We start from the raw sequence: 20,971 nt of genomic DNA, 5'->3' as shown, positions 1-20,971 counted from the left end.
AAACAACAAAAAAACAAATAAAACAATCATCATTTCAATCATCAATCAAAAAACGATTTTAATAACATTTCAAAACCTTAAAAAATTATGATCACAATTCAGAATTTAACCAAAGTTTTTAGAACAGAAGAAATAGAAACTGCTGCTTTGAGCGGTATCAATTTAGAAATAAAAAAAGGTGATTTTCTAACTATCATGGGACCTTCGGGCTGTGGAAAATCGACTTTATTAAACATAATCGGTCTTCTTGACGGCGCTAGTGGCGGAAGCTACAAATTACTAGATCAAGAAATGATTGGTCTGAAAGAAAAAGGAAGAGCGCAGGTGAGAAAAGAAAACATTGGTTTCATTTTTCAAAATTTCAACCTAATCGATGAACTTTCTGTTTACGATAATATCGAACTGCCTTTGCTTTATAACAATGTAAAAGCTTCTGAAAGAAAACAGAAAATTGAAGCTATTGCTGAAAAATTAAATATCTCTCACCGTTTGAAACATTTTCCGCAACAGCTTTCTGGAGGTCAGCAGCAGAGAGTTGCCGTTGCAAGAGCTTTGGTAAATGACCCTAAAATTATTTTGGCCGATGAGCCAACAGGAAACTTAGACAGTAAAAATGGTAATGAGGTAATGGAACTTTTAACCGATTTACATGCTAAAGGTGCTACTATTTTGATGGTTACCCACTCTGATTATGATGCTTCTTTTTCGCAGAGAACCATTCATATGAAAGACGGAGTTATATTTTCTGAAAAGTTAAATCAACGTAATGTTGATGTTTTTATGGACGCTAAATAATAAAGTGATGATTAAAATTATTGTTACTGCACTTGTAGTTCTGGTAGAATTAGTGTGCAAAATATTTACTATGATTTAAGACCGAAAGGTTTCAAAAAAACTGCCATATCAACTATAAAATATACATCAAAATGATTTTTAACTGGTTCAAAATATTTATATATCATTTAAGACAAAGCAAACTGTTTTCGTTTTTAAATGTTCTGGGATTAAGCATCGGAATTGCTTCAATTATTTTTGCCATTCTTTACTGGAATAATGAGCATTCTTACGACCAATGGAATCCGGAAAAAGAAAACTCTTATTTGGTTCTTAACAAAATTGGCTCGGGAGACATTTGGGCTTCCAATTCGATTCCTTTTGGAGAAACTTCCAAAGCAAGCATACCAGAAATTGAGGAAATATGCTTTATGAACAACTGGTACGACGAAGAAGTGATCAAATATAAAGATCAAAAATTGTTGACTAAAAACATTATGGTTTCTGATGAAAATTTCTTCGACTTTTTCCCTTTCGAAATCGTAAAAGGTGCCAAACAGAATATCTTAAAAGAAAAAAATAGTGTAGCCATTTCTACTGAACAGGCCGAATTGCTTTTTAAGAATGAAGATCCTATTGGAAAATCTATTTCATACAATAATAACATTTACACTGTTAAGTCGGTTTACCGATTAATTAAACCTTCATCAATTGAACCAACATACGTTTTTAGCGGTGTAAAAAGAGAAGGAGATTTAAATAGCTGGGGGAATTTTAATTATGGCTTAATGGTCAAAATTAAAGATGGAGTTGATCCCGCTCTTGTTTTAAAGAAAATGCAGAATGTAGTTTATATAAACAGAACGGTAAAAGACGCTAAAGAAAGCGGACAAACTGTCGAACAATATATTAAAGAAAATGGTGAAGTAAAAGTAATTATAGACCAACTGAAAACATCTCGTTTGCACGGTACAAAAAGTTCAGGAGGGAAAAATTTTCCAGAAGGTTATGGCAATTTAAAATTGCTTTATATTATGCTAGGTTTATCTGTTTTGATTTTAGTTTTATCATTGGTAAACTATATCAATTTGGCGACAGCATCGGCAATAAAACGCGCCAAGGAAGTTGGAGTACGCAAAATCGTAGGCGCCTCTAAAAACCAGATTATTGCTCAGTTTATTTTTGAAACTGCCATAATCGTAACATTAGCCATTTTATTTGCTTTGGCTATTGTAGAACTATCATTGCCTTACTACAACAACTTCCTGAACAAAACACTAACTATAAATGGCAGTGAATTCTACCTGCAGCTTATTTTAATATTTGGATTAGTAATCATTTTTGCAGGTATTTTCCCTGCCATTTATATTTCAAATTTTGAAACTTTAAAAGTTTTGAAAGGGAATTTTTCAAGAAGTAAAAGTGGTATCTGGATTCGAAATTCTATGCTTATTTTTCAATTCGGAATCGCTGCATTCTTTATTATTGGCGCATTAATTGTCAATTCTCAAGTTAATTATATGATGGAAAAAGATTTAGGTTTCAGCGGAGATCAGGTAATTTCTATTCCATTTAATAACCTTGATAGATCTAAACGAACAGACCAATATTTAGCCACCAAACAAGAAATCAAAAAAATACCCGGCGTTTTAGGTGTTTCTGCTTTTGCGGGATCTTTTGGAGGAAGCACCAATTCTAGCTCTGGCTTTAAGCACAATGGCATTTTTGTACAGCCAAGAAATGTGGAAATGGATTTTGGTTTCCTTGATATGATGAAAATTAAAATTGTAAAAGGGCGTGATTTGTCTCCTCAATATGCTTCAGATACCATAAGCAGCATGCTTATGAATGAAACCTTAGTAAAAACACTTAATCTTAAAGACCCTATAAATACTATTATAACATCTGGATGGGGAAATGATAAAGGCAATTTGAAATTTAAAATTGTAGGGGTTGTTAAAGATTTTAATATCACTGGCCTTCAGGACAAAGTCCCTCCAATGGTATTCATAAACTTACAAACTTTAAAATGGAATAATTTTAATAATGTGCTTGTAAAGGTTTCTCCTAATAATTTAACAGAAACGTTAGAAAAATTGAAATCATATTGGGAGAAGAATATCAATCCAGACTATCCGTTTGATTACGAATTTGTTAACAAAGGATTTGCGAAGACTTACGCGGAGCAAGTAAAACAGAAAAATCTGTTTTTCATCCTAAATTTGGTTGTAATTGTAATTGCTGTATTTGGATTGTTTGCTTTGGCATCATTTTCGATGGAGAGAAGATTGAAAGAAATCGCCATTCGAAAAACATTAGGAGCCGAAACAGATATCCTCTTAAAAGAATTATCGAAACAATATATTGTTTTCTGTTTAATAGGATTTGGAATCGGAATTGTTCCTGCTTATATATTATTACAGAAATGGCTTGAAGATTTCGCTTTTAGAATTGGAATTTCGACAGTACCTTTTGCAATTGCCTTGATTTCTCTTTTGATTTTAACTTTAGTAATCGTTTTAACAAAAGCATTTCAGGTCACCAAAATAGATGTCTTAAAATATTTAAAATACGAATAAGCTTGTAGACCATTTTTTTTTAAAGAAGCCCGACAGATTTCAGTAAAATCCGTCGGGCTTTTATGTTTAATCTCTCATGGTTACAGCATCATTATAAATCAGCTTGTCTAAACTCTGATCTCGATCATAGACATCTGGAAAAAAGTTGACTTCTCCGTTGTCCTGAACCCAGCAGGTAAAATAACCTATATAAACCGGTATTTTGCGTTTTAGCATACAAGTTGTTTCTTTTTCTCCGCTCATAGCGCTGTCAATTTTTTCTACAGGCCAGTCTGGATCGTCTTTTAGAATATGCAGTGCAAGCTGTTTGGCTTCTTTAACATTTATACAGCCATGGCTAAAAGTGCGCTTTTCAAATTCAAACAAACTTTTTGCTGGCGTATCGTGCATATAAATATCGTTTGGATTGGGGAACATAAATTTTACTAATCCAAGAGAATTCTTTGGTCCAGGTTTTTGTCTCACTTTCCCTCCATTCCATTCCATATTATGATCTGCCAAATAATTTTTATCATTTGCAATCTGAAGTTTTAATTCGTTTTGAATAATACTCGTTGGCACATACCAATACGGACTAAAAACAATTCGATCCATATTGCCGCTAAAAATTACAGTCTCACTAAGTCTATTGCCAACAAAAATATCCGAAACCAGATCATATTTTCCGTCCTTAACATAAAAAAGCCTGAATGAAGGAATATTTACCATAACATATTCTTCAGCCTTGGCCAATTTAGTCGGAATCCATCTGCATCTTTCCATATTCAGCATAATCGTTCTGATTCTTTTGCTGATTGGCTCATTCATCTGATTGATAATATCTCTCGTTAGAGCATAATTAATTTTTAAATTGTATCTCTTTTTATAATTTAAAACTCCCGCCATCAATTCTTCATCATAAATATCGCTTCCAGAATCTTGTTTTAAATCTCCGACCACAAATAAGCGATTTCTAATTTGTTTTATGGCAATAGCAGTATCATCTGGCCTTAAATCTTTAAAAGTAGCACTGTCAATCGTAATTTTCTGCCATAGATTATCGGTTTCTATTTTACGGTATTTTTTTAGTGCATCTTTCAATCTGTAGTATTGGCTAAATAAAAGATTATCATCTTTATCCAATCGATCAGAATCTACCATTAATGAATCTAGAATGTGAGTATACGAAATAGATTTTGCAGGAAGGTACCAGCCTATTTTTTTCAATGTCGCAGGATCAACTCCAGAATATACATTACTGGCATAAAATACATACATGCTTGTCAGCAGTAATTCGGTATCTAGCTGTGATGGTTTACTTGAAGCGCTTTCGTTAAAGGCTTCATCAATTTGTTCTTTATAGGGCATTTTCTCTTCAATTCCCTGATCTTTCAGAACATTTACTTTCTGATATAATAATGAGCCGAATTCTGTTATACTTTTATCATCATACCAAATAGATTTATAATCTTTGGCTTTGTAAATACCCTCAACATCTTTCTGATATTTTTTAAGTTTAGGATATTTTTTAAAAAAGGCATTAATCGAAGCTGCGTCAAGAGTAATGACAGAAACAGTTTTTGAATTTGTTATATCAGCCTTGCTTTTGGCACTATTGGAAAATGAATTGAATGAAAATGCAAAAAAACTGACTGTAACAATAATTAAAGAAGAAGTAAAATTTCGCATATTTTTAAAGTTTTAAATTGGTAGAAACAACTTTAAAAAAAATACCGAAAACCCAATAAATTGCTCAAAAAACCTTAGTTTTCACATATTTTTTTCATATCTGACAATCATCGATTTGGGCTATCAAATATAATGAAGTTTTGTGAGAATTTTATTTAATCGGAAGAAAAACTTATATAAAAATATTCAGTTAAATCGAAAAAGTTTTTCTCAAATCATCAAATCAGTTTTATCATTTTTTATAAAAATTACTTTTGAATAATTTTGAATAATCTCAATATCAATAATTACAATTCAAAAACGCTTAATTTCCGAACTTAATCTGTTATCTTTGCACCCTGAAATCAGTTTAAATAAATATAATCTTATGAGATTGATTTTGGAGAATAAAAAAAGCCCATTACAATGAAACTAGATAGAAAAGAAATTCTAAAAGCTTTAGAGACCATCACTATTGCTGGAGAAGGAAAAAATATGGTTGAAAGCGGTGCCGTAACCAATGTAATTACATTTGGAGACGAAGCTGTTGTAGACCTTGTATTGCATACACCTGCTATGCACATCAAAAAAAGAGCGGAAGATGATATTAGAAAAACAATTCATGATTTAATATCTCCTGATGCAAAAGTAAAAGTAAACATTAAAGTTGAAGCTCCAGAAAAACCGGAAATTAAAGGCCGTGCGATTCCTGGAATCAAAAATATTATTGCAGTGGCTTCTGGTAAAGGAGGAGTAGGAAAATCTACCGTAACTGCAAACTTGGCTGTTACGCTTGCCAAAATGGGGTTTAAAGTTGGTGTTTTGGATGCCGATATTTACGGACCTTCAATGCCAATTATGTTTGATGTTGAAAATGCAAAACCTGTTTCTGTAACAGTTGACGGAAAATCAAAAATGAAACCAATTGAAAGCTACGAAATCAAAATGCTTTCAATCGGATTTTTTACAGCTCCAAGCCAAGCTGTAATCTGGAGAGGGCCAATGGCCGCAAAAGCATTAAACCAAATGATTTTTGATGCAGATTGGGGAGAATTAGATTTCATGCTTCTTGATTTGCCTCCTGGAACTGGAGATATCCACCTTTCTATCATGCAATCGCTTCCAATTACTGGAGCTGTTGTAGTAAGTACTCCGCAAGCGGTGGCACTTGCAGATGCTAAAAAAGGTGTGGCTATGTTTATGCAAGACAACATCAATGTTCCTGTTTTAGGAATTATTGAAAACATGGCATATTTTACACCAGAAGAATTGCCAGAAAACAAATACTACATTTTTGGACAAGAAGGTGCTAAAAACCTTGCCGAAGATTTAGGCGTTCCATTTTTAGGAGAAGTTCCAATTGTACAATCTATTCGTGAAGCAGGAGATTACGGTCGTCCAGCAGCATTGCAGACTGCGTCTCCAATAGAAAAAGTATTTGAAGGAATTACTAGAAATGTTGTACAAGAAACCGTGAACAGAAACGAAAGCTTGCCTGCAACAGAAGCAATCAAAATTACAACAATGGCAGGCTGTTCTGCAGTTAAAAAGAATTAGATAATTGAGATAATGAGATAATTAGCTAATTTTAAAAAATTTTCTAATTGGCACATTTTCTAATTGAACATTAATATTATGACAACAGAAGAAATAACAAGCAATGTTTTATTGGCCTTAGATGAGATAAGACCATTCTTAAAATCTGACGGTGGAGATATTTCATTAATCTCTATTGAAGATGACAAACATGTAAAAGTTCGTTTGGAAGGAGCTTGCATTAGCTGCAGCGTTAATCAAATGACCCTAAAAGCGGGTGTTGAAACTACAATAAAAAAATATGCTCCGCAGATCGAAACTGTGGTAAATGTAATGTAACAAAACATCGTCTTTTTATAAGAATTGAACCTTTAAAGTTTAACAAGAATAATAAGTGTTTTGTTATTTGATTAAGAAAATGATAATATAACACTAAAAAAAAGACGTTTTTTGTCACATTCATAAAAAACAACGCAAAGATTTAAGAGTTTCAGTTAAGGAATTGTTACATTTTTAACTTAAATTTGTCACAAAACCCTTAAAATCTTAAATTATGAAAAACTATTACGCTCTTTTTTTCTTATTGTTTTTTGTTTCTGTAGATTATGCCCAAAGTAAGAATGTTGTGGTTGACAAGGCTTGGGTAAGTGAATCTGAAGAATGGTCGGATTTTCAATATTCAGGTAAGATTGTTTTTTCAATCAATCCAAATGAAGAACCTGGAACATTACGAATCGGAAACTATGACTTCTTGTATGACTTTGTTGAAGGCAAAGCCAAATTTACGGTTAAAACAACTTATAGTTCAGCCGAATTCTCTCATCCGAGAAAAATTTCTGCTTCAACAGACAAACAAGGTGTTTTAAATACGACTTACGAAGGAACATTAGTTTTTCAATCCGACAGAGATTACTATTCTGTAATTGCAGTAGTTACAATTCTTGAAAAAAATGATAATGTTCTTGGTGTAAAAATGCGGTTAAAGGACAATAATAGAAAAGAATACGCATTTAGTACTAAACCTACTAGCTAATATAAATTAGGATTTTTTCACGTTATAAAATCCTGCCAAAAAATTCCAATAATTAAAATGGATGTATTAATAAAGATTAAAGATCGAGAAGGAGTTGTACACGAATTACAAGCTCCAACCGATATGGCAATGAATATAATGGAGTTATGCAAAGCATACGAACTTCCTGTTGAAGGAACCTGCGGAGGAATGGCCATGTGCGCTTCTTGCCAGTGTTACGTTCTAAATGATGTTGCATTACCAGAAATGGGTGACGATGAAGAAGCCATGCTTTCGGAAGCATTTTATGTGAAGTCTAATAGCCGTTTAGGCTGTCAGATTCCAATTACTGAAGATTTAGAAGGATTGGAGTTAGAGTTGGCACCAGAATACTAAAAAAACAAATTTACAATACTATAAATTCCAAATTCTAAAGCATCTTCTGCTTGGAATTTGGAATTTTTTTAATTGGAATTTAACAGACCACTTGGATCAAAAGGCTCAAATTCTCTTTCAGAAAAAGCTTCTGTCAAAACTCCTGATGAGCATAGCCAAGTAATTGTTTCTTCTAAAGAATTTCCTGCTTTATAAATCATTTCGCTATATCTAGGCAGAATATAATATTGATTATTTAGAAATATAATTTCATCGCCATCAAAAGTATCTCCAATTCGGATAGATTTCAGCACTTCTTCCTTGGTTAAAACTTCTTTTCCTTCATCCCAAAACCAATATTCAGTAATACGGTTTCTCCATTCTTCCAAGGTTAAAACAATAGTTTCAGGAAGATAAATCCGTACATAAGTACCTCCAAGAATACCGCTTCCATATTTTTGAACATACTCTTTATAATCTTCATCAAAAGTTATGTTTAATGTTTTCTCACAAGCCAGTATATCTTCTTCATCGGCTGTAAAAAGATCTGTTTTATTGGTGTTATAATTAGGGATTATTTTATAGTTATCGAAATTCATAGAGTTTAAATTTTAACCGCTAAGTTACCTATTTATTAAAACTATTTCTCACAAAAAAACCGTAATTACATTGCTGCAATTACGGTTTTTCCTTTATAACAATTTAATTTAATCTCCCGATTATACCAAACCTGCTTTAATTAAGTATTCAGCGATTTGGATGGTGTTTGTTGCAGCTCCTTTTCTTAAATTGTCAGCAACAATCCACATGTTTAAAGTATTTGGCTGGCTTTCGTCACGACGAATTCTTCCAACAAACACCTCATTTTTACCTTCTGCATATAATGGCATTGGATAAGTAAAAGTATCTAAATTATCTTGAACCACAACTCCATCTGTATGGTGCAGAATTTCACGAACTTCATTTACATCAAAATCATTTGTAAACTCAACGTTCACAGCCTCACTGTGTCCGCCTACAACTGGCACACGAACTGCAGTAGCTGTAACTCTGATGGTATTATCACCTAAGATTTTTTGAGTTTCGCGAACTAATTTCATTTCCTCTTTAGTGTACCCGTTTTCTTCAAAACTATCGCAGTGTGGAATTGCATTTCTGTGGATTGGATATTTGTAAGCCATATCTCCCTGAATTCCTGCGTACTCGTTTTCTAATTGTTTAACTGCTTTTACACCAGTTCCTGTAATAGATTGGTAAGTAGAAACGATAATTCTTTTAATGTTGTATTTTTTGTGCAAAGGAGCCAAAGTCATTACCATTTGAATAGTAGAACAGTTTGGGTTTGCAATAATTTTATCTTCTTTAGTTAAAACATCAGCATTGATTTCTGGAACTACCAATTTTTTAGTAGGATCCATTCTCCATGCAGAAGAGTTGTCGATGACAGTTGTTCCGGCAGCAGCAAATTTAGGAGCCCATTCTAACGAAGTATCTCCTCCAGCAGAGAAAACAGCGATATCCGCTTTCATATCAACAGCCGTTTGTAATCCTACTACTTTATATTTGGTTCCTTTGTATTCTATTTCTTTTCCTACTGATCTTTCTGATGCAACAGGAATTAATTCTGTAACAGGAAAATTTCTTTCTGCTAAAACTTTAAGCATTACTTCGCCTACCATTCCAGTAGCGCCTACAACTGCAATTCTCATTTTTATATTTTTAAATAATCAATTAATCTAATTTGTAACGCAAAAGTAAGTATAATAAAAGTCATGACAAGGTCATTCACAAAAAATAACAAAATGTTTAATTTGTAACATTTTATAAAAAAACCGCCTCTTTAGAAGGCGGTTAAGTTAGACTTGTGTAGCGGTATTATATTTTTATTTATTTTTCAATAAATCTCTAATTTCTGTAAGCAATTCTTCTTGGGTTGGTGCAGCAGGCTGATTAGGTGCTGGCTCCTCTTTCTTTTTAAGACTGTTTAGTGCTTTAATAATCAAGAACAAAACAAAAGCAACAATGATAAAGTTAATTACTGCTGAAAGAAACATACCGTATTTAACTCCTCCGAAAGCAGTTAAATCTTCAATTTTTGACAAATGAGCTGCATCTAAAGCAGGTTTTAATACCAGCGGCGTAATTACATCCTCAATAAATGAGCTTACAATTTTACCAAAAGCCGCTCCAATAATTACTGCAACAGCAAGATCAACTACGTTGCCTTTCATTGCAAATGCCTTAAATTCTGAAAAAAATCCCATATCTGATTTGTTTAGTTTTTAATAAATGAATATCGAAAATACGCAATTTTATTGAAAAAAACACATTCGGCATCCTCTTTTGAACCATATAAGTTATAATAGAAATTATAAGCGTCACGCGATTGAAATGCATAGTACGCTAAAAAAAGAAGTACATTTGGACAGAGATGGACTTATATATCTTATATGGTCTAAATACTATTATCTAAAAAATACCCTCTTAACGCGCTGCGAAATACTCGTCATGATCTCATATGGAATTGTTTTTAAGGCTACAGCCATCTCTATCACAGTCGGACTTTCGCCAAAAATAATTACCGAATCGCCTTCTTTGCAATCTATATGACTTACATTAACCATCAGCATATCCATGCAGACACTGCCTACAATTTTTGCTTTTTGATTTTTAATGGTTACATACCCAACTTCATTTCCCCATAATCTCGAAATTCCATCTGCGTAACCAATTGGGATCGTCGCAATTTTGGTTTCTCGGTCTGCCATAAAACGACGTCCGTAACCTACGCTGTCGCCTGCAGGAATGGTCCTAATTTGAGAAATTATAGATTTCAGAGTTCCAACATTTTCCAAATATTTCTGTTCTGCAGGATCGTTTGAAACACCATACAAACCAATTCCTAAACGAACCATACTGTATTGTGCATCAGGAAAATTGCTAATTCCCGAAGTATTCAAAATATGTCGAATTGGATTGATATTTAATTCTAATATCAATTTTGAAGAAAGTTTTTCGAACAAAGCAATCTGCTGTCTTACAAAATCAAAATGTTTTGGTTCGTCACTTGTCGCCAAATGCGATAAAATACTCTGAACACGAACTGTCGAATTGCCTTTTAAAGTCGCAATCAGCTCATCGATTGTATTATTTTCAAAACCTAAACGATGCATTCCCGTATCCATTTTGATATGAATTGGATAATCTTTTAAATTCTTTTCACGAGCAATTTTTAAAAAGGCATTCAGTCCTTTCAAGCTATAAATTTCAGGTTCTAGCTGATACTGAATCATAGATGGAAAACTCGTCGATTCTGGATTCAAAACCATAATTGGCACTTTTATGCCGCCATTTTTTAGTGATATTCCTTCATCGGCGAAAGCCACACCCAAATAATCAACTTTATGATGCTCCAAAAGTTTAGCAATTTCTAAACCTCCATTTCCGTAGCCAAATGCTTTTACCATAACCATCATTTTGATACCTGGCGCCAATTTCGATTTATAGTAATTAAAATTATGGCTGATGGCATCTAGATTTATCTCTAGAATGGTTTCATGCGTTTTTTCTTCTAGCAACGAAACGATTTCTTCAAATTCAAAAGATCTTGCTCCTTTTATTAAAATCGTTTCATTGTGAAAATTAAAATCATCGATTGCAGCAATAAAATTGCTTGTGTTTTCAAACATAGTACTATTTGGAAACTTAGCTGCAAAAGAAGATATTGTTGGTCCAATACCAATTATACGATTAATTTTATTGTCTGAAATTAACTGGGCTACTTTAGAATATAATTCTTCATTTGTAAACCCGCTCTGAAAAATATCTGATAGAATGACTGTTTTTGAAGCTCCTTTTTTCTTCTGGCTTTCCAAGAAATCCAAAGCAATTTTAAGCGACTGAAAATCGGAACTGTAACTATCGTCAATAATACTGCAATTATTGATTCCATTTTTCACTTCCAAACGCATTCGAATTGGGTATAGCATCTGGATTCGACTTTGGATTGTCTCCTGATCGTAATTAAGATGCAGTAAAACCAATAAACATGAAATTGTATTTTCTATAGAAGCTGAATCGTTAAACGGAACTTCTAAATTGAAAGTTTCATTTTGATAATGGTATTGAATAAAAGTATGGTCGTTTTTATATTCTCGTTTTTCAATAAAAACATCAGCTTTTTTATCTGTAAAACTCCATGAAAAAAGCTTTCGCGGATGAATCATATATTCTGCGGCAAACTGAGTCAGGCATGATTCTACAACCTCTGTTTTTTGATAAATAATGATCGGACAGTCTTTAAACAAAAGCAATTTTTCATCAATCTTTTGTACTAAATTCAAAAAGCCTTCATCATGCGCACTTCCAATATTGGTGAGTACACCTATTGTGGGTTTAATGATTTTCTCCAGTTTAACCATTTCATTAACTGTCGAAATTCCAGCTTCGAAAATGCCTAAATTATGTTTTTCATTAATTCCAATTACCGAAAGAGGAACTCCAACTTGAGAATTATAACTTTTTGGACTTCTAATAATATTATAGTCAGGACTTAATAAAAAATTAAGCCATTCTTTTACAATGGTCTTACCGTTGCTTCCTGTTAATCCAATAACCGGAAAATGGAAAAGACTTCTATAATAGGCTGCAAATCCCTGAAGTGCAAGAAGCGTATTTTCGACCACCAAAAAATTAGCTTTATCAGCGTAACCCTCTGGAATATATTGAACAACAAAATTCCGAACATTGTTTTCTATTAAATCAGGAATAAAAGAATGAGCATCGTTATTAACACCGGCCAGAGCAAAAAATAAGGTTTGCGATCCGTTTTGAAGCGAACGGCTGTCAATTGAAATATGATCTATTAAAATAGCAGCATTTGAGCCAGTCCATTTGGCATTTAACACTGAAATCAGGCTTTTTATATTTATGCTCATTTAGAAATTTCTTTTTTTCAAATTTAAAAAAGGTTTGCCACTAATTTCCCAAATTTTCACTAATTATTCTATTTGCATCTTTCTTAAAACTATGGCTACAGATTAAAGGATTTTGTAAATGAATTGCTAAAATTTGTGTAATTCGTGGCAGAAAACATTTATTGAGTATATTTGTTTTTACACCACAAATTTCCATGTTTTGAAAAAAGTACTTCCCATATTCTCCTATATATTACATCCGATTTTTATATCGCTATACGCTACTTTGTTTTACTTATTTTATAAAGACGATATTTTTAGTACGCAGGAAAAATATTTCGTTTTAATACAGATTTTGGTCATTAATGTAATTGTTCCTGTCTTATTTTATTTATTGTTAAAATCGACTGGCCATGTAAAATCAATAATGTTGAGTCAGACTTCAGAACGAACGATTCCGCTCATTTTGCAGTGTTTTTTATATATTTTGCTCGTAAAAAGAAGTATCGTAATAACGCGTTATCCTGAGCTTCATTTCTTTTTTCTTGCCGCTTTATTCAGCACTATTTTAGCATTGGTGTGCGTGCTTTTTAAAACAAAAGCAAGTTTGCACATGGTGGCTATCTCAGGATTAACGATTTTTATTATCGGATTAAACATTCATCTTCAGCTGCATAATCCGTATTGGCCAGCTTTGCTTATTTTATTGTCAGGGATTGTGGCTTCATCGCGTTTAGAAATGAATGCTCATACTTCAAGAGAAATACTAATCGGATTGTTTATTGGAATAATGCCACAGCTTTTATTTTTATATCTATGGTTATAAAATATAAAAAATAAGTCCCGCGTTTAAGGTTTTCATATTGATCTTTTCGCCATTCAAAGTCGTTGCTGACTTAAATAATGGACTTAAACCATAATACACATACAAATTCCAAGTATTGTATCCTGCAGCAAGATAGGGTCCGTACTGAAATTTATTAATATCAGCATTATTGTTGATTTTATATGTTTTTTCACCATCATCAAGAGTAGATGCGCTCGAAAAAATATAACTCAGTTTTACGCCGCCATAAATACGCCAGAACTTAGTGCTTTCATATGTAGAATTACGCCATCTAAACTCAATTGGAAGATCTACAGAATATTGTCTATACCGATTAGAAACAAATTCGCCATAATCGTTAACTCCATATATTATAGATCCCGAACCGTCCTCGGAAATGGTCAGATTTTGATAATAATTTTGATAACTTAAACCTAAACCCGCAGCGATAGCAACGGTTCTGGATTTATTAACGGGCATGTCACGCAAGAAACCTCCTGAAAGTCCAAGAGAAAATTTATTCTGCTTAAAATTGATTGGAATATCGGTAAACATATTATAGGTAACCGAAAAATAAAATTGGTCTTCTCGATACAGAGAGTCTATTTTTATAACTGGTTTTATCTCAGGTTTAACTTCTTCTTGTGCAAAAGAGTTAAAAAAAGTGAGTAAAAATAAGCAGCTAAAAATAATTCGCATATCGTGGTCTGTTTTTTTTAAAGAGATAATTATAAACAAACGTTTTTATACGCCCATTTATTTCACATACAAATATAACATAATGCTTTCTGCAGTAAAGATACAAAGTAAAAATATTCTCATTTTGACTGCGAATAAAATTAATTGCTGCATTATTTTCAATAAATCCATTCTCTGAAATAAAAAATTAATCAATTTTGTTTTTATCTTTTATACCTTTGCAGAGTATGAAGAAAAAGCAACTCATATTAAGTCTATCATTTGCTGTAACGATATTGTTCTCGATATTGTTTCAGTCGATACACAGTTATGAGCATATCGTAAAACAACTTTCAGAAAAACAATGTCATCATAATTACAATGATCCGAGCGGAGAAATAACGCATCAGCATCATGATTATGACGTTTGTTTTGTTTGCCATTTTGCTTTTGAATCTTTTATTCTTCCGCAAAATTTCTCTTTTGAATTTCATGCATTTGATAAAGAAACGCCTTATTTCTTCCCATTTTCAGAGAAGATTTTTTCTATTTCAAACACTTCGTATTTCTTACGAGGGCCACCTTTCGCTATAGTTTCTTAAGTTTCGATTATTCGAAAAAATTACATTTCTTTTAATTCAAATTCAAAAAACATTGAGTTTCCTAATCCTATTTTCATCAATTAGGATCAGAATGCTTTATTGTACGTTTTTGGTTTTCATTCGAAGAAAAAAATCCATTTAACTATAGCATCATTTTCAAATGAAAAAATTTATAATTGCCCTTATTTTAGGGTTTTCGGGCGTACTGACTGCTCAAAATTCGGTTTCAGGAACTGTAACCGATAATCAAAATAATCCATTGCCAGGAGTTTCTGTTTATGCTCCAGAATTACATAAAGGGACCACGACAGATGCAAACGGAAAATACGAATTGAATAATCTTCCAAATGGAAGCCTTCGCATTGCTTTTACATATGTTGGATATGCGAATCAAAATAAAACTATTGCAAAATTGCTTAAGCAAAACACATTAGACATTGCTCTTGAAGAGTCTATTTTAGAAATGGATGAAGTAGTGGTTTCGACTCCTTTTAACAAACTGCAATCGCAACACGTAATGAAAATTGAGCACGAAAGCATTAAAACATTACAGCAGAAAGGAACTTCAACTTTAATTGAAGGTTTGGCGACAATTCCGGGAGTTTCTCAGATTTCAACGGGAACTTCTATCGGAAAACCTGTAATTCGCGGATTAAGCGGTAATCGTGTTTTAGTGTATTCACAAGGTGTTCGTATCGAAAATCAACAGTTTGGAGACGAGCATGGTTTAGGTTTAAATGATGCGGGAATTGAAAGCGTTGAAGTTATCAAAGGCCCTGCTTCTTTATTATACGGTTCTGATGCTTTAGGAGGTGTTTTGTATTTTAATCCTGAAAAGTTTGCTGACGCTGGCGATTTTAAAGCTAATTTCAGCCAAAAATATTTTACAAATACACAAGGGAGCAATTCTTCTATTGGATTAAAAACTTCTACAGATAACTGGAAATTCTTAGCTCGCGGAAGCTACAACACACATTCTGATTACAAAATTTCAGGTGGCGATCGCGTCACAAACTCTCGTTATAACGAAACTGATTTTAAAACTGGAATCGGTTACAGTAATTCAAGTTTTTCAAGTGTTTTAAGATACAACTACAACAAACTGGATATTGGAATTCCTGAAGACGGAATTGCAGAACAATCTTCAAGCAAAGACACTCAATTTCCACGACAGGGGATTTTCAATCATTTATTGAGTTTAAACAATGTAATCTTTTTTGAAAATTCAAAACTGGATGTTGATTTAGGATATATTGCTAATGACAGAAGCGAATTTGAAGACAGCAATGAAGCTTCTCTACATATGAAATTGAATACTTTCAACTATAACGCAAAATATCATTTTCCTAAGTTTGGAAAAATTGAAACTATTCTGGGAGTTCAGGGAATGCATCAGACCAATAAAAATTCTGGTGAAGAATACTTAATTCCAGACGCCACAACCAATGATTTTGGAGTTTTTGGAACTGCAAATTACGAATGGGACAACAGCGTTATTCAAGCAGGATTGCGTTTTGACAACCGAAACATTACTTCGATCGCTCACGGAATCGAAGGTGAAGAAGGATATTTCCAAGCTTTAGACCGATCTTTTGACAGTTTTAATGCTTCTTTGGGGTATAAAACCAAACTTGCAGAACCTTTAACTTTCCGTTTGAATGTTGCGACAGGATTTAGAGCTCCAAACTTAGCTGAATTAACTTCAAATGGTGTTCATGAAGGAACAAACCGTTACGAAATTGGAAATGCAAATCTGAAAACAGAACAAAACGTTCAGACCGATTTAAACTTAGAATACAAAAACTCACACTTTGAATTTTTCGTAAACGGATTTTACAATCACGTAAACAACTACATCTATACTTCGCCAACTGGAGAAGTTCTAGATGACAATGACGTTTTTGCATACGTTCAAGATAATGCTCAATTGTATGGTGGTGAAGTAGGTCTGCATTTTCACCCGCATCCGTTAGATTGGCTGCATTTTGAAACTAGTTTTGAAACCGTTACTGGTAAAAAAGAAAACAAAGATTATCTGCCTCTAATTCCTGCAAACAATTGGAATAATACTTTGAGAACTGAATTTAACATCAAAAACTGGCTAAGCGAAGGTTTTGCTTCGTTAAATGTTTCTTCAACTTTTAGCCAAGATAATGTAAGTGGTTTCGAAACGGCTTCTAAAGGGTATACTTTGGTAAATTTAGGTTTTGGTGGAACTGTCAAACTAGGAAAAACGGCTTTCGATATTACCCTAAACGGAAACAATTTATTTGATAAAAAATATATTGCGCACCTTTCTAGATTAAAAACAGATGGTATTCCAAACATTGGAAGAAATATCGTTTTGGGCGTAAATTTCAATTTATAAGATTTGTTTAACCGCAAAGAACGCAAGGAAAAACGGAGAGAGCGCAAAAGCTTTTATAAACTCTGCGAACTTTGCGAAAAACTCTTTGTGTTCTTTGAGGTTAATAACACAACAATCTCACAGAAAGTGCTATTTTTGTTACAACAGATAAAAACTAACTATGAAAAAAACATTTTTATTAATGGCAATTACAACCGCTGGAATTTCGTTTGGACAAGGTAAAATGCAATATCCGCAAACTAAAAAAGGAGAAACTGTTGATGTTTACTTTGACACCAAAGTAAGCGATCCGTACCGTTGGTTAGAAGATGATAAATCTGCCGAAACCGGTGCTTGGGTAAAAGCTCAAAATGAAGTTACTTATGCTTATTTAGATAAAATTCCGTTTCGTGAAGAACTTAAAAAACGAATGGAAAAACTTTGGAACTACGAAAAAATTGGAGCTCCATTCAAAGAAGGAAAATTTACTTATTACTCTAAAAACAACGGACTTCAAAATCAATCTGTTGTTTATAGAAAAGATGAAAGCGGAAAAGAAGAGATTTTCTTAGATCCGAATACTTTCTCTAAAGATGGAACCACTTCTCTTGGCGGACTTGATTTTTCTGAAGATGGAAGCAAAGCTGCTTATGCAATCTCTGAAGGAGGAAGCGACTGGAGAAAAGTTATCATCATTGATGCACTTTCTAAGAAAGTTTTAGAAGATACTTTGGTTGATATAAAATTCAGCGGTATCTCTTGGCACGGAAATGAAGGTTTTTACTATTCTAGTTATGACAAACCAAAAGGAAGTGAATTATCTGCTAAAACAGATCAGCACAAATTATATTTTCACAAACTAGGAACTTCTCAAAAAGACGACAAAGTAATTTTTGGAGCTGACAAAAAAAGAAGATATGTTGGCGGATATGTTACTGAAGATAATCGTTATTTAGTGATTACAGCTGCCAATTCTACGTACGGAAATGAATTGTACATTAAAGACTTAACTAAGGCCAACAGTCCAATCGTTACAATCGTTGACAACTTTGATAGTGACAGTGGTATCATTGACAACCAAGGAAGCAAATTGTTTATTGAAACAGATTTTAATGCTCCTAACAAACGTGTTGTAACGGTAGATGCTGCAAATCCAAAACCTGAAAACTGGAAAGATTTTATTAAAGAAACCAAAGATATTTTATCTCCATCAACTGGTGCTGGATATTTCTTTGCAAACTATACTAAAGATGCTGTTTCATTTGTACAGCAATATGATTACAATGGAAAACTAGTTCGTGAAATCAAACTTCCAGCTGTCGGAACTGCAGGTGGTTTTAGCGGAAAAAAGAACGAAAAGATTTTGTATTACAGCTTTACGAATTACACTACACCTGGAAGTATTTACTCTTTTGAACCAAAATCTGGCAAGTCTGAAATCTACCAAAAACCAAAAGTAGATTTCAAAAGCGAAGATTATGAGTCAAAACAAGTTTTCTATACTTCAAAAGACGGAACAAAAGTTCCGATGATTATTACATATAAAAAAGGGACAAAATTAGACGGTAAAAACCCAACGATCCTTTACGGTTATGGTGGATTCAATATTAGCTTAACGCCAAGTTTCAGTATTGCTAATGCGGTTTGGATGGAAAACGGCGGAGTTTATGCAGTTGCTAACTTAAGAGGTGGCGGTGAATACGGAAAAAAATGGCACGATGCGGGTACAAAACTTCAAAAGCAAAATGTATTCGATGACTTTATCGCTGCTGCGGAGTATTTAATTGCTCAAAAATATACCTCATCTGATTATTTAGCTATTCGCGGAGGATCTAACGGTGGTTTATTAGTTGGTGCCACTATGACTCAGCGTCCAGATTTAATGAAAGTAGCATTGCCTGCGGTTGGAGTTATGGATATGCTTCGTTACAATGCCTTTACAGCAGGTGCAGGTTGGGCTTTTGATTACGGAACTGCTCAAGACAGCAAAGAAATGTTCGAATACTTAAAAGGATATTCACCTGTTCATAACGTTAAAAAAGGAACTCATTATCCAGCAACAATGGTTACTACTGGAGATCATGATGATCGTGTAGTTCCTGCACACAGTTTTAAATTTGCATCTGAATTACAGGAAAAACAAACAGGAGAAAACCCAGTTTTAATTAGAATTGATGTAAAAGCTGGACATGGCGCAGGAAAATCTGTTGCCGCTACTATTCAAGAGAATGTAGATATTCAAGCTTTCACGCTTTACAATATGGGTTTTAAAGCTTTACCGAAAAAGTAAGACTTTAAGCCGAAATTTTTTAAGCCACGACTTCACGAATTATTTTCTGAATATCGTGGCTTTTTATTTGCCTTGAATTACACGAATTTTCTTTTTTCTTCCTCTCGTAGATTTTGCAGATAGAGCTATTAAAATAAAAATTCTGTATTAATCTGCTTAAATCATTTTATCCCGATAGCTATCGAGAGCGTGAAATAAATTTGTGCAATTCACACAACAATTTTAAACGTGTAGATTAAAATAATTCGTGAATTCGTGGCAGACCTTTTTTAAACAATCCATTTCTCTTAAATTTGAAAAACTTAAAACTTACACAATGGAAATTATAAAATGGGGAATTATTGGCTGCGGGAATGTGACCGAAGTAAAAAGCGGACCTGCTTTTCAGAAAGCTCCAAATTCAGCTTTAGTTGCAGTAATGCGAAGAGATGCGGCTCTTGCTGAAGATTACGCAAAACGTCATAACGTTCCTAAATGGTATTCTAACGCTGAAGATTTAATAAATGATCCAGAAGTTGATGCCGTTTATATTGCCACTCCTCCTTCTTCTCATAAAGAATATACCCTTTTATGTGCAAAAGCTGGCAAACCCGTTTATGTAGAAAAACCAATGGCTCTGACTTTTGAAGAATGCAACGAAATGATCAATGCCTGCAAAGAACATAATGTTCCCTTATTTGTTGCTTATTACAGAAGAGCTTTACCACGTTTTTTAAAAATAAAAGAAATTATTGATCAGGGAAAATTAGGAACTATTAGACACGTAAACTGTGTTTTGTACCATCCTTTTGAAGCACGTTATGATGACGAAATCAATCTCCCGTGGACCGTTTTACCACATATTTCTGGTGGCGGAATCTTTGTTGATTTGGCTTGTCATACTTTAGATTTTCTTGATTTTGTTTTAGGTCCGATAAAATCAGTTCGCGGACATGCGACTTCTCAGTTACTGGCTTATCCTGCCGAAGATGCGGTTTCGATGTCATTTTTATTTGAAAATGGAGTTCACGGATCTGGCATTTGGAATTTTGCGAGTTTTGAACGTTACGACAATACTGAAATTGTGGGTGACAAAGGGAAAATTTCATTCTCTACTTTCGGAAACGATCCGCTTCATATTCAATATGCAAATGGAGAAAAAGAAAGTCTCACTATAGAAAACCCGCTTCACATTCAGCAGCCATTTATTGAAACTGTTATTGCTGAATTATTAGGGAATGAAGGCGCTTCTCCATCTAAAGGAACTTCTGGCGCAAGAACCACTTGGGTTATTGATCAGGTTTTGAAGGAGTTTAGAGAGAATTCGAAATAGTTCGCACTGTTTGTCATAGAAATCGAAATGACAAAAAATGAGCATAAAAAAGAGGATATTCTTTCGAATATCCTCTT

General features: G+C 33.5%; 17 protein-coding genes. 11 read left to right on the top strand and 6 right to left on the bottom strand.

What is annotated here, in order from left to right:
- Nucleotides 1-87: 87 nt before the first annotated feature.
- Nucleotides 88-795, top strand: a complete 708-nt coding sequence (locus FF52_RS13475) for an ABC transporter ATP-binding protein (protein WP_008466269.1) — start codon at nt 88-90, stop codon at nt 793-795.
- Between the two features lie 131 nt (nt 796-926).
- The gene (locus FF52_RS13470) at nt 927-3,353 is read left to right on the top strand and encodes an ABC transporter permease (protein WP_008466268.1); all 2,427 of its coding nucleotides are present in this window, start codon (nt 927-929) and stop codon (nt 3,351-3,353) included.
- Between the two features lie 66 nt (nt 3,354-3,419).
- Here FF52_RS13470 and FF52_RS13465 read toward each other — a convergent pair whose 3' ends face one another.
- Entirely contained in the window at nt 3,420-5,021 is a 1,602-nt protein-coding gene (locus FF52_RS13465) for a L,D-transpeptidase family protein (RefSeq protein ID WP_008466267.1), read from the bottom strand.
- A gap of 405 nt (nt 5,022-5,426) precedes the next feature.
- Between FF52_RS13465 and FF52_RS13460 the strand changes: the two genes are divergently transcribed.
- The 4 genes from FF52_RS13460 to FF52_RS13445 all read left to right on the top strand — a co-directional run bounded on the left by FF52_RS13460 (nt 5,427) and on the right by FF52_RS13445 (nt 7,944).
- Nucleotides 5,427-6,557, top strand: a complete 1,131-nt coding sequence (locus FF52_RS13460; RefSeq protein ID WP_008466265.1) for an Mrp/NBP35 family ATP-binding protein — start codon at nt 5,427-5,429, stop codon at nt 6,555-6,557.
- A gap of 78 nt (nt 6,558-6,635) precedes the next feature.
- Entirely contained in the window at nt 6,636-6,875 is a 240-nt protein-coding gene (locus FF52_RS13455; RefSeq protein WP_008466263.1) for a NifU family protein, read from the top strand.
- A 214-nt stretch (nt 6,876-7,089) separates the two neighbouring features.
- On the top strand, nt 7,090-7,569 hold the full coding sequence (locus FF52_RS13450) for a hypothetical protein (RefSeq protein WP_008466260.1): 480 nt from the start codon (nt 7,090-7,092) through the stop codon (nt 7,567-7,569).
- A gap of 57 nt (nt 7,570-7,626) precedes the next feature.
- A complete protein-coding gene (locus tag FF52_RS13445) occupies nt 7,627-7,944 on the top strand; it encodes a 2Fe-2S iron-sulfur cluster-binding protein (protein ID WP_008466258.1) in 318 nt (105 codons plus the stop codon).
- Between the two features lie 68 nt (nt 7,945-8,012).
- On the opposite strand, the gene FF52_RS13440 is transcribed toward FF52_RS13445, so the two are convergent.
- From FF52_RS13440 to FF52_RS13425, 4 genes are all read right to left on the bottom strand, one after another.
- A complete protein-coding gene (locus tag FF52_RS13440; protein WP_008466256.1) occupies nt 8,013-8,522 on the bottom strand; it encodes an SMI1/KNR4 family protein in 510 nt (169 codons plus the stop codon).
- Nucleotides 8,523-8,642: 120 nt separating this feature from the next.
- Nucleotides 8,643-9,632: an aspartate-semialdehyde dehydrogenase gene (locus FF52_RS13435; RefSeq protein WP_008466254.1), complete on the bottom strand. Its 990-nt coding sequence runs from the start codon at nt 9,630-9,632 to the stop codon at nt 8,643-8,645.
- Between the two features lie 174 nt (nt 9,633-9,806).
- On the bottom strand, nt 9,807-10,187 hold the full coding sequence (mscL, locus tag FF52_RS13430; RefSeq protein WP_008466253.1) for a large conductance mechanosensitive channel protein MscL: 381 nt from the start codon (nt 10,185-10,187) through the stop codon (nt 9,807-9,809).
- Between the two features lie 201 nt (nt 10,188-10,388).
- Entirely contained in the window at nt 10,389-12,860 is a 2,472-nt protein-coding gene (locus FF52_RS13425; RefSeq protein ID WP_008466251.1) for a bifunctional UDP-N-acetylmuramoyl-tripeptide:D-alanyl-D-alanine ligase/alanine racemase, read from the bottom strand.
- A 199-nt stretch (nt 12,861-13,059) separates the two neighbouring features.
- Here FF52_RS13425 and FF52_RS13420 point away from each other — a divergent pair, with 199 nt between their 5' ends.
- The gene (locus tag FF52_RS13420) at nt 13,060-13,665 is read left to right on the top strand and encodes a hypothetical protein (protein WP_035691522.1); all 606 of its coding nucleotides are present in this window, start codon (nt 13,060-13,062) and stop codon (nt 13,663-13,665) included.
- On the opposite strand, the gene FF52_RS13415 is transcribed toward FF52_RS13420, so the two are convergent.
- Nucleotides 13,660-14,364, bottom strand: a complete 705-nt coding sequence (locus tag FF52_RS13415; protein WP_008466247.1) for a porin family protein — start codon at nt 14,362-14,364, stop codon at nt 13,660-13,662. The genes FF52_RS13420 and FF52_RS13415 overlap by 6 nt on opposite strands.
- 227 nt (nt 14,365-14,591) lie before the next feature.
- Between FF52_RS13415 and FF52_RS13410 the strand changes: the two genes are divergently transcribed.
- The 4 genes from FF52_RS13410 (at nt 14,592) to FF52_RS13395 (ending at nt 20,894) form a co-directional block, all read left to right on the top strand.
- Entirely contained in the window at nt 14,592-14,945 is a 354-nt protein-coding gene (locus FF52_RS13410; RefSeq protein ID WP_035691519.1) for a hypothetical protein, read from the top strand.
- Between the two features lie 160 nt (nt 14,946-15,105).
- Nucleotides 15,106-17,313: a TonB-dependent receptor gene (locus tag FF52_RS13405; protein ID WP_008466245.1), complete on the top strand. Its 2,208-nt coding sequence runs from the start codon at nt 15,106-15,108 to the stop codon at nt 17,311-17,313.
- Between the two features lie 160 nt (nt 17,314-17,473).
- The gene (locus tag FF52_RS13400; RefSeq protein WP_035691516.1) at nt 17,474-19,582 is read left to right on the top strand and encodes a prolyl oligopeptidase family serine peptidase; all 2,109 of its coding nucleotides are present in this window, start codon (nt 17,474-17,476) and stop codon (nt 19,580-19,582) included.
- A 316-nt stretch (nt 19,583-19,898) separates the two neighbouring features.
- A complete protein-coding gene (locus tag FF52_RS13395) occupies nt 19,899-20,894 on the top strand; it encodes a Gfo/Idh/MocA family protein (protein ID WP_008466240.1) in 996 nt (331 codons plus the stop codon).
- Nucleotides 20,895-20,971 lie beyond the last annotated feature (77 nt).

It is taken from the genome of Flavobacterium sp. F52, from assembly GCF_000278705.1.
Lineage (GTDB): Bacteria > Bacteroidota > Bacteroidia > Flavobacteriales > Flavobacteriaceae > Flavobacterium > Flavobacterium anhuiense.
This window is presented reverse-complemented; position numbering and strand designations above follow the sequence as displayed.

Excerpts from the sequence above, each read along its gene's own strand:
- FF52_RS13445 (WP_008466258.1), top strand. The coding sequence starts at position 7,627 with ATGGATGTATTAATAAAGATTAAAGATCGAGAAGGAGTTGTACACGAA.
- FF52_RS13400 (WP_035691516.1), top strand. The coding sequence starts at position 17,474 with ATGAAAAAAACATTTTTATTAATGGCAATTACAACCGCTGGAATTTCG.
- FF52_RS13470 (WP_008466268.1), top strand. The coding sequence starts at position 927 with ATGATTTTTAACTGGTTCAAAATATTTATATATCATTTAAGACAAAGC.
- FF52_RS13475 (WP_008466269.1), top strand. The coding sequence starts at position 88 with ATGATCACAATTCAGAATTTAACCAAAGTTTTTAGAACAGAAGAAATA.
- FF52_RS13460 (WP_008466265.1), top strand. The coding sequence starts at position 5,427 with ATGAAACTAGATAGAAAAGAAATTCTAAAAGCTTTAGAGACCATCACT.
- FF52_RS13440 (WP_008466256.1), bottom strand. The coding sequence starts at position 8,522 with ATGAATTTCGATAACTATAAAATAATCCCTAATTATAACACCAATAAA.
- FF52_RS13455 (WP_008466263.1), top strand. The coding sequence starts at position 6,636 with ATGACAACAGAAGAAATAACAAGCAATGTTTTATTGGCCTTAGATGAG.
- FF52_RS13410 (WP_035691519.1), top strand. The coding sequence starts at position 14,592 with ATGAAGAAAAAGCAACTCATATTAAGTCTATCATTTGCTGTAACGATA.
- FF52_RS13425 (WP_008466251.1), bottom strand. The coding sequence starts at position 12,860 with ATGAGCATAAATATAAAAAGCCTGATTTCAGTGTTAAATGCCAAATGG.
- FF52_RS13435 (WP_008466254.1), bottom strand. The coding sequence starts at position 9,632 with ATGAGAATTGCAGTTGTAGGCGCTACTGGAATGGTAGGCGAAGTAATG.
- FF52_RS13405 (WP_008466245.1), top strand. The coding sequence starts at position 15,106 with ATGAAAAAATTTATAATTGCCCTTATTTTAGGGTTTTCGGGCGTACTG.
- FF52_RS13450 (WP_008466260.1), top strand. The coding sequence starts at position 7,090 with ATGAAAAACTATTACGCTCTTTTTTTCTTATTGTTTTTTGTTTCTGTA.
- mscL (WP_008466253.1), bottom strand. The coding sequence starts at position 10,187 with ATGGGATTTTTTTCAGAATTTAAGGCATTTGCAATGAAAGGCAACGTA.
- FF52_RS13415 (WP_008466247.1), bottom strand. The coding sequence starts at position 14,364 with ATGCGAATTATTTTTAGCTGCTTATTTTTACTCACTTTTTTTAACTCT.
- FF52_RS13395 (WP_008466240.1), top strand. The coding sequence starts at position 19,899 with ATGGAAATTATAAAATGGGGAATTATTGGCTGCGGGAATGTGACCGAA.
- FF52_RS13465 (WP_008466267.1), bottom strand. The coding sequence starts at position 5,021 with ATGCGAAATTTTACTTCTTCTTTAATTATTGTTACAGTCAGTTTTTTT.